The following is an 11,864-nucleotide window of genomic DNA, read 5'->3' as shown; positions in this document are numbered from 1 at the left end:
CTCCTCCTCGGGAGAAGAGGGATCAAACAACTTCCAAACCCAACAAACCCGCGCCCGATCATCCCTGGCGCAAGCAAGGAACCTTTCGCCGGACATTTCTAAATCAACCAAACCCCGGACTTTTCTAAATCAACGAGACAGGGGACGAAGCGTTTCTTCTCCATCCCGACGCGAAGCATCGCATGACGACGAATCCGCCGGCCGGGAAGGCTTCCCGGCCGGCGGATTCGATTCGAGCGACCGGAGTCACGCGGGGACGGGCTCCGGCACCTCCAGCGCCTCCTCGACGTCGCTCCAGTCGGCGTCCGGCAGCTCGGCGTAGACGGGGTTGGAGAGGTAGCGCTCGCCGAAGTCGCAGATGATGGAGACGATCAGCTTCCCCTCCATCTCGGGCCGCGAGGCGATCTGCAGCGCCGCCCAGGTGATGGAGCCGGACGAGATCCCCGCGAAGATGGCCTCCTCGCGCGCCAGCCGCCGCGTGGTGGCGATGGCGTCGTCGTTCGTGACCTTGACGATCTCGTCGTACACCGACGTGTCGAGCAGGCCGGGGACGAACCCCGCGCCGATCCCCGCCTGCTTGTGCGGCGCCGGCTCGCCGCCCGAGAGCACCGGGCTTTCCGCGGGCTCCACCGCCACCACCCGGATCGCGGAGTTGCGCTCCTTCAGGTAGCGCCCCGCGCCGGTGATCGTCCCCCCGGTGCCGATGCCGGAGACGAACACGTCCACGCGCCCCTGCGTGTCCTCCCAGATCTCCGGCCCCGTGGTGCGGTAGTGGATGCGCGGGTTGGCCGGGTTGTCGAACTGGCGCGGCATCCACGCTCCGTCGCCCAGGCGGGAGAGGATCTCCTCGGCGCGCGCGATGGCGCCCTTCATCCCCTTGGGCCCCTCGGTCAGCACCACGCGGGCGCCCAGCGCGCGCAGCAGGTTGCGGCGCTCCACCGTCATTGTCTCGGGCATGGTGAAGATGCAGCGGAAGCCGCGCGCCGCCGCGGCGTACGCCACGCCGATCCCCGTGTTGCCGCTGGTGGGCTCCACGATGATCATCCCGTCGCGCAGGCGGCCGTTCTCGATGGCGTCGTCGACCATGGCCGCGCCGATGCGGTCCTTGACCGAGTTGAACGGGTTGTAGCCCTCGTGCTTCACCACGATCCGCCCGGGGAGCCCCGCGGCGATGCGGTTGAGCTGGATCAGCGGCGTGTCGCCGAAGGTCTCGGTCACGTCGCGGTAGATGCGCTTGCGGGGCATGAGTCACTCTCCCTCGGTTGCGGGGTGGCGGGGCACGGGACGCCGTCCGACGAATCTGGCGCGACGGTTCCCGACCGAAAATAATGTAGTGCGGAGCGCCTGTCACGCGGGGGCGGACGCCTTCCGCAGCAGCGACATCTGCGCGGTGTGCGCCACGCAGTGCTGCACGATCCCGTGCAGCATCACGTAGTACGTCACCCCCGAGCCCAGCGGCCGCTCGCGCGCCTCGCCCACCGTCTCCTCCAGCTTCGCGGTGTGGAGGCGGCAGAGCTCGGCCAGGAGCGCCTGGTACGACTGCTCCAGCATTTCCACCGCGTACCGCCAGTTCTCCGCGCTGGGCTCCGGCATCTCCGGCCAGTCGCCGTCCTCGGGCTCGCGCGGCACGCCGTCGCGCAGGCGGCGGGCGACCTCGCGGTTCCACGAGGTAAGGTGCAGCGCGATCTCCCAGAGGGTGTGCGCCTGCGGGATCGGCCGGTGCGCCGCCTGGGCCGGGGTGAGGCCGCGCACCACGTCCATCGTGTTCGAGCCGTACCACGGGTCGCCGCGGAAGATCCGCTCCAGCTGGTCGGCGATGCGCTCGATCTCGTTCATCGGCTCCTTTCGCGTCACCCGGGCTGCAGCCCGGCGAGAATGATGAAGGCGGTGAAGAGCGCCGCGAGCGCCACCGCGAGCACTTTCGGGTAGCCCTCGCGGCGGACCAGCACGCCGCTCGGCATCAGCACGAATCACGCGGCCTCGTACGGGCGCTCGCGCGTGGGCAGCGGGTCGTGCGAGATGGCCACGGAGCGCACAGCGTTCAGCAGCGGCAGCGCGGCCAGGAAGCCGGAGTACACGTGGCGGTTGCCCAGGTAGTGCGCCCGCAGGTCGATCTCCCCCTCGCCCTCGAAGTCGGGGAGGACCACCACCGCCGCAAGGTAGAGCACGATGGGGCTCAGCAGGAAGAAGACGAACGAGAAGTAGTTCGTCGCCACCGCGGCGCCCACGCTGAAGGGAGATCCCAGGCCGATGATGATGGAGACGAGGACGGAGAGGTACTCGGAGGTGTTCATCCGTTCCGGCCGCGGGGCAGGGAGATCGGGTCCGGGGACGAATCCAGCGTTCAGCGGGAAGAAATCGCCGCCGATCGCCGCGCGGTCAAGCATCGCATGGTGAGGCCGGGACGCGTGGGGATGCCGAAGGTACGATCTCCATCACCCTCCGCGATCTCCCTGAGTTCAGAAAAAGCTTCCCCCGCGCGCCGCCGTTTGCGTAGATTCAGGCGCGAGCCCTGGCCCATAATCAACCCGACCTCCCGAGCCCACCGCCCATGCCCGTCAGCGTCGGCGTACCGAAGGAGACTGCGCCGCTGGAGCGGCGCGTCGCGCTCGTCCCCGAGACCGTGCAGCGGCTGGCCAAGGCCGGCGTGGAAGTGGTGGTGGAGCACGGCGCCGGCGAGGGCGCGTACATCTCCGACGCCGAGTTCGAGCAGGCCGGCGCGCGGGTGGCGGGGCGCACCGAGGTCTACGCCTCGCGGGTGATCGCGCGCGTGCAGCCGCCCCCGGGCGACGAGATCGGGCTGCTGGCGCCCGAGCACGTGCTGATCGGCTTCCTGCGGCCGCTCGACGACCCCGCGGGCGCCGCGCGCCTGGCCGAGAGCGGCGTCACCGCGCTGGCCATGGAGCTCGTCCCCCGCACGACGCGCGCGCAGAAGATGGACGCGCTCTCGGCGATGGCGACCATCGCCGGCTACCGCGCGGTGCTGCTGGCGGCCGAGGCGCTGCCGAAGTTCTTCCCCCTCCTCACCACCGCCGCGGGAACCATCCGCCCGGCCAAAGTGCTCGTCCTGGGCGCCGGTGTGGCCGGGCTGCAGGCGATCGCCACGGCGCGGCGGCTGGGCGCGGTGGTCAGCGCCTACGACGTGCGCGCGGCCGCGGCCGAGCAGGTGGAGTCGGTCGGCGGGAAGTTCGTGACGCTGGAGCTGGACACCACCGGCGCCGAGGGGCAGGGGGGATACGCCGCCGCGCTCGACGAGGAGCGCCAGCGCCGCCAGGTGGAGCTGCTGGTGCCGCACGTGGGCGACAGCGACGTGGTGATCTCCACCGCGCTGGTGCCGGGGATGCCCGCGCCGCTGCTCGTCTCGGAAGACGCGGTGCGGGCGATGAAGCCGGGCTCGGTGGTGATGGACATCGCCGCGCCGAACGGGGGCAACTGCGCGCTCACCCGACGCGGCGACGTGGTGGAGGAGGGAGGGGTGCGCATCTTCGGCCCGCTGAACCTGCCGGCCGAGATGCCGGTGCACGCCAGCCAGATGTACGCGCGCACCGTGGGCGCCATGATCGCCGAGTTCGTGAAGGACGGCGAGTTCCGCACCGACTTCGACGACGAGATCTTCAAGGGCGCCTGCGTCACGCACGGCGGCCAGGTGGTGAACGAGCGCCTGCGCGCCATGCTCGCCCCCGCCGCCGCGTGAGCGACGATCCGGCAGCCGGGAAGGTGGATGCTCGTCCGACGGTGTACGTCGAGACGAGCGTGATCAGCTATCTCGCTGCCCGTCCAAGCGGCGATCTCGTGACCCGTGCGAACCAGAAGGTCACGGCCGACTGGTGGGCGGTGCGCGGCCGCTTCCAGCCCGTGATCTCGCAACTGGTTCTCGACGAGATCACCAGGGGAGACGCGAGTTATGCGGTCCAGCGACACGCACTTGTGCGAACGCTGCCGTTGCTGGACATCACCGATGAGGTGGATGCACTGGCTGAGGCCTTGCTGCGAAAGGCATCGCTACCGTCGAAGGCTTCGAGCGACGCGGTTCACGTCGCGGTTGCCGCTCTGAACGGCATCGACCTGTTGGTGACCTGGAACCTGAAGCACATCGCCAACGCAGTGATCCGCAAACGGCTGGAAGGCATCTGCAGGAACGAGGGCTTTGATCCCCCGGGCATCTGCACGCCGGCCGAGCTGCTGGAGGAGTGAACATGCGAGAAGATCCGATTGTCGAAGAGGTCCACCGAGTTCGTGAGCAGATGCTTGCCGAGGCTGGCGGCAGCCTCGAAGGCCTGCTCCGCGCTCTCCGCGAGCGGCGCGACCGCGGTGACTACGCGGACCGGGAGTTCGTTCGCCTCCCTCCGAAGCAGCCGCCCGTTGCGCCACGCCGCGCGGCCGGTTGAGGTGCACCGCGATCCGATCGTCGAACATCGCATCCGAAAGCAACGCTGGAAGAGTTCGGAGGCGACGTGAGCGCGCTGATGGAAGAGGCCAACCGCCTGCTGCTCAGCGGTGCGTTCAGTGAGTACGGTGTCGTCACGCGCGCCACGAACGCGCGCGTGCGAAATGAGGACCTCGGATAGCGGCCGAATCAGATGGAGTACGACGACATCGAGACTGCTGCACTTCAGCTTCCCGCGAATCTTCGCTCACGGCTGATTCAGCGCCTGATGGATTCGCTGGACGGCGAAGAAGACGGCGGACGCTGGATCGACGTATACGCCGAGCAGGCTTGGATGATCGAAATCCAGCGACGTTGGGAAGAGATCCAGCGCGGTGAGGCAACGTTGATCGACCATGAGACTGTCATGGCAGAGCTCAAGGCGAAGTTCGGCGATCCGGCAGCAGAGCGACAGTGAGCGACGACATCACCCTGGTGGAGAAGGCGGCGCTGTCGCTGACGGAGGCGGCGCGGGCGCGGCTGGCGCGGGCGCTCCTGGCCAGCCTGGCGCCGCGCGATCCCGACACCGCCGCGTGGTACGGCCCCGCCGCGGAGCTGGTCGACGCGCGCCTGGCGGAGCTCGCGGGCGCCGCACCCGCGCCGCCGGCGGGCGTGGGTGTGGCCGGCGAGCCGCACGACGAGCGGCTGGACGACGACCCCACGCTGGCCGAGATCAAGCGCCGGCGCCACGAGATCGAGGGCGGCGAGGTCTCCATCTTCGAGGACAACCTGATCGTGTCGGAGCTGAAGCGCCGGCTCGGACTGGGCGAAGGCTAGCGGCAAACCCCGCGCACACGCGGTTCGGCACCCACCCCAACGGCGCCATCTCCATGAGCATCACGCTGCTGTTCGTGTTCGTGCTGGCCGGGTTCGTCGGGTACTTCACCATCACCCGCGTCCCGCCGCTGCTGCACACGCCGCTGATGTCGGCCACCAACGCCATCTCCGGCATCTCCCTGGTCGGCTCGCTGGTGCTGGCGGGGTCGGACCACGGCACGCTGGCCACGCTGCTGGGCTTCATCGCCGTGACCGCCGCCACCATCAACGTGGTCGGCGGGTTCCTGATCACCGACCGGATGCTGCGGATGTTCAAGCAGCGCCTCCCCGGCGGCGGCGGCGACGCGAAGGCGCTCCTCGGCGGCAACGGGACGAAGCCGGCGGACGGGGGAGGGGCCTGATGCTCGCCTTCCTCCTCCAGATCCCCGAGGCGCCCGCGGCGGTGAACACGGCGATGGACCTGCGCGAGGCCGGGATCCAGCTCACCTACCTGGTCTCCTCGGTCCTCTTCATCCTCGGCCTGTACTCGCTGACCAAGCCCGCGCGGGCGCAGCGCGGGATGCAGATGGCGGCGCTGGGGATGCTGCTGGCCATCGTCGGCACGCTGCTGAGCCGGCAGATCGTGCGCTGGGAGTGGATCCTGGGCGGGCTGCTGCTGGGGACGGCGATCGGCTATCCCCTCGGCATGTTCGTGCCGATGACGGCCATGCCGCAGCGGATCGCCGTCTCGCACATGTTCGGCGCGCTGGCGGCCACGCTGGTGGGGGTGGCCGAGTACCGGCTGCAGGGCGGGGCGGTGTCGCGCCCCACGATGGCGGCGCTGGGGTTCGAGGTGCTGTTCGGCGCGCTGACCATCACCGGCAGCTTCATGGCGTTCGGCAAGCTGCAGGGGTTCATCACCGGCACGCCGGTCACCTGGCGCGGCCAGAACGCCATCAACCTCACCCTCTTCGCGGCCACCTTCGCCGCGTTCGTCTTTCTCGTCTTCAGCCCCGACCACCCGGCGCTCTTCTACGCGATGGTGGGCGCCAGCCTGCTGATCGGGGTGCTGATGGTGCTGCCGATCGGCGGCGCGGACATGCCCGTGGTCGTCTCCCTGCTGAACTCGTACGCGGGACTGGCGTCGTCGGCCACGGGGTTCGCGATCGGCAACACGGTGCTGATCATCTGCGGCGCGCTGGACGGGGCGAGCGGCTTCCTGCTGTCGATCCTGATGAGCAAGGCGATGAACCGTTCGTTCGGCAACGTGCTGTTCGGCGCGTTCGGCAGCACGCAGACGGCGTCGTCGGCGGCCGCGCTGGTGGACAAGACCGTGCGCTCGGTGACGGCGGAGGACGTGGCGGTGCAGCTGGCCTACGCGCGCGAGGTGATCGTGGTCCCGGGCTACGGGATGGCGGTGGCGCAGTGCCAGCACCAGGTGCGCGAGCTGGCCTCGCTGGTGGAGAAGCGCGGCGGCGAGTTCAAGTACGCCATCCACCCCGTTGCCGGGCGGATGCCGGGGCACATGAACGTGCTGCTGGCCGAGGCCAACGTGCCGTACGACCGGCTGTACGACCTGGAGGAGATCAACGACCAGTTCGAGCAGGCCGACGTGGTGCTGGTGATCGGCGCCAACGACGTGGTGAACCCGGCGGCGAAGAACGACCCAGGCAGCCCCATCTACGGGATGCCGATCCTGAACGTGGACCAGGCGAAGAGCATCATCGTGCTGAAGCGGAGCATGGCGGCGGGGTTCAGCGGCGTGGAGAACGACCTGTTCTACCACCCGCGCTGCGCCATGCTCTTCGGCGACGCCAAGAGCTCGCTGCAGCAGCTGATCACGGACATCAAGGAAGTCTGATCGGCGCCTGCAGTCCGCCGAACTCGAGGCCCGCCGGGAGCTCTCCGGCGGGCTTCGTCGCATCCTCCTCGCACGCGCTGGCCACCTGGCGGCCGGACTCGCGGAAGTCCTTCATCTGATCCCGTCCAACTCATACCGACGTAGTTCCATCCATCCCGGACCGTTCGACGATGCATCGCTCCACCATGCGCCAGATCCTTACGTCATTCCTCACCGTCCTCGTGCTGGCCGGTTGCGGCGGAGATGAAAATCGTGATGCGGAGGGCGCGTCGGGCGATTCGGTGCAGCTAGTTCCTGTCCCACAGTCTCCCCCTGTTTTCGCGGACGATTCGCTCCCGTCCGGCGACGGGGGTGCTCCTCCGCTCGCCGACCTGCCTCCGCCCATCGCCCGCGGCGAGGAGTGTGATCCGAACTACGAGCCCTGCGTGCCGATCGACAGCGACGTGGACTGTGCGGGCGGCAGGGGGAACGGCCCGTCGTACGTGGCCGGTCCGGTGCGGGTCATCGGGAGAGACATCTACGATCTCGATCGCGATGGCGACGGGTGGGGCTGCGATCGCTGACGGACGCACTCTCGCACTCTCGCACTCTCGCACTCTCGCACTCTCGCACTCTCGCACTCTCGCACTCTCGCACTCAGCACTCAGCACTTCCCCATCACCACTTTCGCGCCTCGTTGTACCTCCTTCCGCGCAGGGCTATATTTCTCACCAAATGCATCTGGCAGCACTCCCGCACGAGGTAACCCGTTGTCTCGCACCGCGCTCGCTCGCACCTACCGCCCCAAGCGCTTCAGCGAAGTCGCCACGCAGGAGCACGTGAGCAGCACCCTTCGCTCCGCCGTGCAGCGGAACCGGGTGGCGCACGCGTACCTGTTCTGCGGCCCGCGCGGCGTGGGGAAGACGACGCTGGCCCGCGTGCTGGCGATGGCGCTGAACTGCCCCAACCGCGGGCCTGACGGCGAGCCCTGCGGCGTGTGCGACAGCTGCGAGCGGATCTGGGCGGGGCGCACCTCGCTGGACGTGGTGGAGATCGACGCGGCGTCGAACCGCGGCGTGGACGACGCGCGCGACCTGCGCGAGCGGGCGATGTACGCGCCATCGGAGGAAGACCGGTTCAAGGTCTACATCATCGACGAGGCGCATATGCTCACGCGCGAGGCGTGGAACGCGCTCCTCAAGATCCTCGAGGAGCCGCCCCCGCGCGTGATCTTCGTCTTCGCCACCACGGAGCCGCAGAAGATCCAGCAGGCCGCGCCGCCGATCCTTTCGCGCTGCCAGCGCTTCGATTTCCATCGCATCTCCACCCCCGACCTGGTCGGCCGTCTGAGGACCGTATTGGGCCACGAGGGGATCGAGGCGGGCGACGACGTCCTTCTCCCCATCGCCCAGAAGGCCGACGGCGGGATGCGCGACGGGCTGTCGCTGCTGGACCAGGTGCTCTCGTTCACCGAGGGCACGCCCACGCCCGACGACGTGCGGCGCATCCTGGGGCTGGTGGGGACCGAGGTCTACCTCGACCTGTTCGGCATCATCGCCGAGCGGCGGCAGGCGGACGTGTTCCGCTTCGTCGGGAAGATGCTGGACGAGGGATACGACCTCACCGAGTTCTACCGCGGGCTGGCCGACTTCATCCGCGCGCTGCTGATCGTGCGGCTGGGCGGCGGCGACCCCGAGAGCGTCCCCCAGCACCTGCGCGGCGCGACGGCCGAGATGGCGCGGCGGTTCGCGCCGGGCGACCTGCTGCGGATGCTGGCGCAGGTGGCCGAGCTCGACGCCGATGGCCGCTTCCGCAAGAGCGGCGAGCAGCGGATCCTGATCGAGCTTCTCCTCCTGCGCTTCGCGTACCTGGAGAGCACGGTCAGCATCGAGGACGTGCTGGCGGCGCTCGGCGGCGGCTCCCCCGGCCCGTCCGGCGGCGGGGACGGCGGATCGCGCGGCAACGGCGGCACGCGCCCGTCGCCCGAGCCGGGACCGGCGCGGGGATTCGATCGCACGCCGGCGTCCGCGTCTCCCGCTCCCGCGCCGATCCCGGCTCCGCGCGCGATGGCCGAGCCGCCTGCCGCGCCCGCCCCGCGCGTTGAGTCCGCTCCGCAGACGCCGCCCGCGGCCGAGGTGACACCATCTCCCGCACCCGATATCGCCAGCGCGGAGCCGATCGTCGCGCCGGTGGAGACGGCGCCCGTCGCCGCTGCGCCGACGATCGTGCCGGAGCCGCCCGCCGCGTCTCCATCTCCCGCTCCTATGGCGACGGCCATGCAGCGGGAGCCGATCGACATCCCGGCGCCGGTGGTGGACGAGTACGACGGGTACGATCTCCCGCCCATCCCCCTGCCGAACGAGGAGCCGGCCGCCTTCGCGCCGCCGTCGGTGCCCGCGATGTCCATCGCCCCCGCGCCGCCCACGCCCGAGCCGCAACGCGATGCGGCTCCGGCGGTGCAGGGAGACGAGGGGCCGATCGACGGGGCGCGGCTGCGGCGCGCGTGGCAGGGGATCCTGGCGGACGGCGACGGGCTGCCGCCGGGGATGGGATTCGTTCTCCGCGCAGCGCAGCTTTCTCCTGACGGTCGCACGGTGCGCATGGCGCTTCCCGCGGGAAATCCCGCAATCGAGCGGCTGTCGCAGCCCGCCTCGCGGCACGCGCTGGAGCAGGCGCTCGCCCGGCGGCTCGGGGGACGCGTCCAGCTCGAGCTGGCAACGGGCGCGGCGACGGCCATCGATCCCAAGCAGAACCGCATCACTGCGGCCAGCGCGCGGCAGGACAAGCTGCGCCGGCTGATGGAAGGGGAACCGGTCCTGAGCGCGGCGGTACAAGCATGGGACCTGGAACTCGTTGACTGAACATCGCTTCCCGCGGGTCCCGGCAGGGGCGCGCGGGCGCGGGTGCATCCACGGACCGCAACCGGCCGCGCGGCGCGGCCGCTGAACGACAGAGACGATGAATCCGAACATCCAGCAGCTTCTCCAGATGAGCCAGCAGGTGCAGACCCGCATGGCTCAGCTCCAGACCGAGCTCGGCCAGCGGCAGGTCACCTGCTCCGCCGGCGGCGGGATGGTGACGGCCACGGTGGACGGGCGCGGCAAGATCCGCTCGCTGAAGATCGACCCCACCGTGGCGGGCGGCGGCGACGTGGAGATGCTGGAAGACCTGGTGCTGGCCGCGGTCAGCGAGGCGCAGAACCGCGCCGAGCAGCAGTACGAGGACGAGATGCGCAAGCAGATGGGAGGCCTGAACCTTCCGTTCAGCCTTCCGGGGCTCTGAGCGCCCGTTGTCCGCGATCGACGACCTGACCGGCGAGCTGGCCCGCCTCCCGGGCATCGGGCGCAAGACCGCGCTCCGGCTCGCCTTCCACCTCCTCAAGGCCCCGTCCGACGACGCCCAGCGGCTCGCGCGCGCCATCGTGGCCGTGCGCGAGCGCGTGCGGCCGTGCGAGGTGTGCGGCAACCTGACCGAGGTCACCCCCTGCGCCATCTGCACCAGCACCCGGCGCGACCAGGCGACCGTGTGCGTGGTGGAGGAGGCCAGCGACATCATGGCCATCGAGCGCACCGGCGAGTACCGGGGGATGTACCACGTGCTGGGCGGCCGCCTGAGCCCGCTGGACGGGATCGGCCCCAGCGAGCTGAACGTGGAGCCGCTGCTGCGCCGGCTCGGCGGCGGCGAGGTGCAGGAGGTGGTGCTGGCGACCAACCCCAGCGTGGAGGGCGAGGCGACGGCGATGTACCTGCGCAAGCTGATCGGCCCGCTGGGCGTGCGCGTCACCCGCATCGCCCGCGGCCTTCCCATCGGCGGCGACCTGGAGTACGCGGACGGCGTCACCATCGCCGAGGCGCTGTCGGCGCGGCGGGAGATGTAGGAAGCCGCAGGGGACAGGGGACAGCAAGGAAGGGCAGGGGATCGGGATGCGATCCGCTGCCCTTCGTGCATTCGCGGCGACGCGCCCTCTCCGGCTCGCCTGGGCTCGCCACCTCTCCCCGAACCGGGAGAGGTAGCCGGACGGGCATCTGTGGCGGGAGTATCCATCCTGCCCGCCCGGCCGTGGCCCCCTCCCCCGGCCCCTCCCCTGCTGCGCGGGGGAGGGGAGAACTCAGCGCTGGGCCTGCGCTGCCCGCGAAGGCGGACTTCTTGAGGTTTCCATCCCCGGGTTTCGACCCGGGGAACGGTGGCGGAGGTCGTGCGAGGCTTGCGTTGGCAGGGAGACCGCTGTCCCCTGTCCCGTAAGCGGTTCCCCCGTTAGTTTGTCACCGCCTCAACGCCCATACGTTCGCCGACTTCCACCGGGGACATGGAAAACAAGCGAATCCTGCGAACCACGGCGTTCACCCTGCTGGCCGTGGGGGCGCTGGCCGCCCTCGGGGTCCTGCTGGTGCGCGACCAGATCAGCCGCAGCAAGCGCGACCTGTTCAGCCCGCACCCGCTGCGGCGCCTGGCCGCGCTCGAGTACCTCGGCAGCGTGGCCGCCAGCGTCGACACCGTGCTGCTGCTGCGCGACTTCCTGGCCTGGGAGCCGCGCCCGCTGCTGCGCAAGCGCGCCGCGGCGGTGCTGGGGCGCCTGGAGGCGGCGCTCGCCACCCGCGAGGAGGTCGCCTGATGGCAGGCGGCGCCAGCAGCTGGAGCTTCGAGGAGCGCGACTTCCAGCGCATCGACCGGCTGCTCCAGTCGTTCCTGTACGACTCCAACGCCCGCTGCGCCCTGCTGGTGGACCGCACCGGGCAGCTGGTGACCAGCGCCGGCGAGAAGCCGCAGTTCGACACCACCGCCTTCTCGTCGCTCGCCGCCGCCGACTTCTCCGCCAACGACCAGCTCGCCAGCATGATCGGC

Annotated in this window: 16 protein-coding genes; 12 read left to right on the top strand and 4 right to left on the bottom strand. The window is 70.2% G+C overall.

Annotated elements, in window-relative coordinates; genetic code table 11:
- Positions 1–246: 246 nt before the first annotated feature.
- The 3 genes from cysK to VF092_10510 all read right to left on the bottom strand — a co-directional run bounded on the left by cysK (position 247) and on the right by VF092_10510 (position 2,294).
- Positions 247–1,245 carry a cysteine synthase A gene (gene cysK / locus VF092_10520; protein ID HEX6747713.1) on the bottom strand — a complete coding sequence of 333 codons (999 nt, stop codon included), beginning with the start codon at positions 1,243–1,245 and terminating at the stop codon, positions 247–249.
- 102 nt (positions 1,246–1,347) lie between these two features.
- Positions 1,348–1,836, bottom strand: coding sequence for a DinB family protein (locus VF092_10515; GenBank protein HEX6747712.1), 489 nt, complete (start codon positions 1,834–1,836; stop codon positions 1,348–1,350).
- A gap of 134 nt (positions 1,837–1,970) precedes the next feature.
- Entirely contained in the window at positions 1,971–2,294 is a 324-nt protein-coding gene (locus VF092_10510; GenBank protein ID HEX6747711.1) for a hypothetical protein, read from the bottom strand.
- 257 nt (positions 2,295–2,551) lie between these two features.
- Between VF092_10510 and VF092_10505 the strand changes: the two genes are divergently transcribed.
- From VF092_10505 to VF092_10480, 6 genes are all read left to right on the top strand, one after another.
- A complete protein-coding gene (locus VF092_10505; GenBank protein HEX6747710.1) occupies positions 2,552–3,694 on the top strand; it encodes a Re/Si-specific NAD(P)(+) transhydrogenase subunit alpha in 1,143 nt (380 codons plus the stop codon).
- On the top strand, positions 3,691–4,194 hold the full coding sequence (locus VF092_10500; protein ID HEX6747709.1) for a type II toxin-antitoxin system VapC family toxin: 504 nt from the start codon (positions 3,691–3,693) through the stop codon (positions 4,192–4,194). Before VF092_10505 ends, VF092_10500 begins: the two co-directional genes overlap by 4 nt.
- Before the next feature lie 386 nt (positions 4,195–4,580).
- Entirely contained in the window at positions 4,581–4,844 is a 264-nt protein-coding gene (locus VF092_10495) for an addiction module protein (protein HEX6747708.1), read from the top strand.
- Positions 4,841–5,203 (top strand): hypothetical protein, encoded by a 363-nt coding sequence (locus VF092_10490; GenBank protein HEX6747707.1) that lies wholly within the window; start codon positions 4,841–4,843, stop codon positions 5,201–5,203. The genes VF092_10495 and VF092_10490 overlap by 4 nt, the downstream gene beginning before the upstream one ends.
- A 53-nt stretch (positions 5,204–5,256) precedes the next feature.
- Positions 5,257–5,604, top strand: a complete 348-nt coding sequence (locus tag VF092_10485) for an NAD(P) transhydrogenase subunit alpha (GenBank protein HEX6747706.1) — start codon at positions 5,257–5,259, stop codon at positions 5,602–5,604.
- Positions 5,604–7,043 carry an NAD(P)(+) transhydrogenase (Re/Si-specific) subunit beta gene (locus VF092_10480; GenBank protein HEX6747705.1) on the top strand — a complete coding sequence of 480 codons (1,440 nt, stop codon included), beginning with the start codon at positions 5,604–5,606 and terminating at the stop codon, positions 7,041–7,043. Before VF092_10485 ends, VF092_10480 begins: the two co-directional genes overlap by 1 nt.
- On the opposite strand, the gene VF092_10475 is transcribed toward VF092_10480, so the two are convergent.
- On the bottom strand, positions 7,030–7,158 hold the full coding sequence (locus VF092_10475; GenBank protein HEX6747704.1) for a hypothetical protein: 129 nt from the start codon (positions 7,156–7,158) through the stop codon (positions 7,030–7,032). The genes VF092_10480 and VF092_10475 overlap by 14 nt on opposite strands.
- Positions 7,159–7,213: 55 nt before the next feature.
- Between VF092_10475 and VF092_10470 the strand changes: the two genes are divergently transcribed.
- From VF092_10470 to VF092_10445, 6 genes are all read left to right on the top strand, one after another.
- Positions 7,214–7,606 (top strand): hypothetical protein, encoded by a 393-nt coding sequence (locus tag VF092_10470; protein ID HEX6747703.1) that lies wholly within the window; start codon positions 7,214–7,216, stop codon positions 7,604–7,606.
- A 186-nt stretch (positions 7,607–7,792) separates the two neighbouring features.
- Positions 7,793–9,883 carry a DNA polymerase III subunit gamma/tau gene (dnaX, locus tag VF092_10465; GenBank protein HEX6747702.1) on the top strand — a complete coding sequence of 697 codons (2,091 nt, stop codon included), beginning with the start codon at positions 7,793–7,795 and terminating at the stop codon, positions 9,881–9,883.
- A 97-nt stretch (positions 9,884–9,980) separates the two neighbouring features.
- Positions 9,981–10,304: a YbaB/EbfC family nucleoid-associated protein gene (locus VF092_10460; protein ID HEX6747701.1), complete on the top strand. Its 324-nt coding sequence runs from the start codon at positions 9,981–9,983 to the stop codon at positions 10,302–10,304.
- Positions 10,305–10,311: 7 nt separating this feature from the next.
- Complete coding sequence (gene recR / locus VF092_10455; GenBank protein ID HEX6747700.1) at positions 10,312–10,899, top strand: recombination mediator RecR; 588 nt, start codon at positions 10,312–10,314, stop codon at positions 10,897–10,899.
- Between the two features lie 429 nt (positions 10,900–11,328).
- Positions 11,329–11,634, top strand: a complete 306-nt coding sequence (locus VF092_10450; GenBank protein HEX6747699.1) for a hypothetical protein — start codon at positions 11,329–11,331, stop codon at positions 11,632–11,634.
- A partial coding sequence (locus VF092_10445; protein ID HEX6747698.1) for a hypothetical protein occupies positions 11,634–11,864 on the top strand: 231 nt, incomplete at its 3' end. The genes VF092_10450 and VF092_10445, both read left to right, overlap by 1 nt.

The sequence above is a fragment of the Longimicrobium sp. genome, assembly GCA_036377595.1.
Lineage (GTDB): Bacteria > Gemmatimonadota > Gemmatimonadetes > Longimicrobiales > Longimicrobiaceae > Longimicrobium.
This window is presented reverse-complemented; position numbering and strand designations above follow the sequence as displayed.

Coding starts and splice junctions, on each gene's coding strand:
- cysK (HEX6747713.1), bottom strand. CDS start 1,245: ATGCCCCGCAAGCGCATCTACCGCGACGTGACCGAGACCTTCGGCGAC.
- VF092_10515 (HEX6747712.1), bottom strand. CDS start 1,836: ATGAACGAGATCGAGCGCATCGCCGACCAGCTGGAGCGGATCTTCCGC.
- VF092_10510 (HEX6747711.1), bottom strand. CDS start 2,294: ATGAACACCTCCGAGTACCTCTCCGTCCTCGTCTCCATCATCATCGGC.
- VF092_10505 (HEX6747710.1), top strand. CDS start 2,552: ATGCCCGTCAGCGTCGGCGTACCGAAGGAGACTGCGCCGCTGGAGCGG.
- VF092_10495 (HEX6747708.1), top strand. CDS start 4,581: ATGGAGTACGACGACATCGAGACTGCTGCACTTCAGCTTCCCGCGAAT.
- VF092_10485 (HEX6747706.1), top strand. CDS start 5,257: ATGAGCATCACGCTGCTGTTCGTGTTCGTGCTGGCCGGGTTCGTCGGG.
- VF092_10480 (HEX6747705.1), top strand. CDS start 5,604: ATGCTCGCCTTCCTCCTCCAGATCCCCGAGGCGCCCGCGGCGGTGAAC.
- VF092_10475 (HEX6747704.1), bottom strand. CDS start 7,158: ATGAAGGACTTCCGCGAGTCCGGCCGCCAGGTGGCCAGCGCGTGCGAG.
- VF092_10470 (HEX6747703.1), top strand. CDS start 7,214: ATGCATCGCTCCACCATGCGCCAGATCCTTACGTCATTCCTCACCGTC.
- VF092_10460 (HEX6747701.1), top strand. CDS start 9,981: ATGAATCCGAACATCCAGCAGCTTCTCCAGATGAGCCAGCAGGTGCAG.
- VF092_10450 (HEX6747699.1), top strand. CDS start 11,329: ATGGAAAACAAGCGAATCCTGCGAACCACGGCGTTCACCCTGCTGGCC.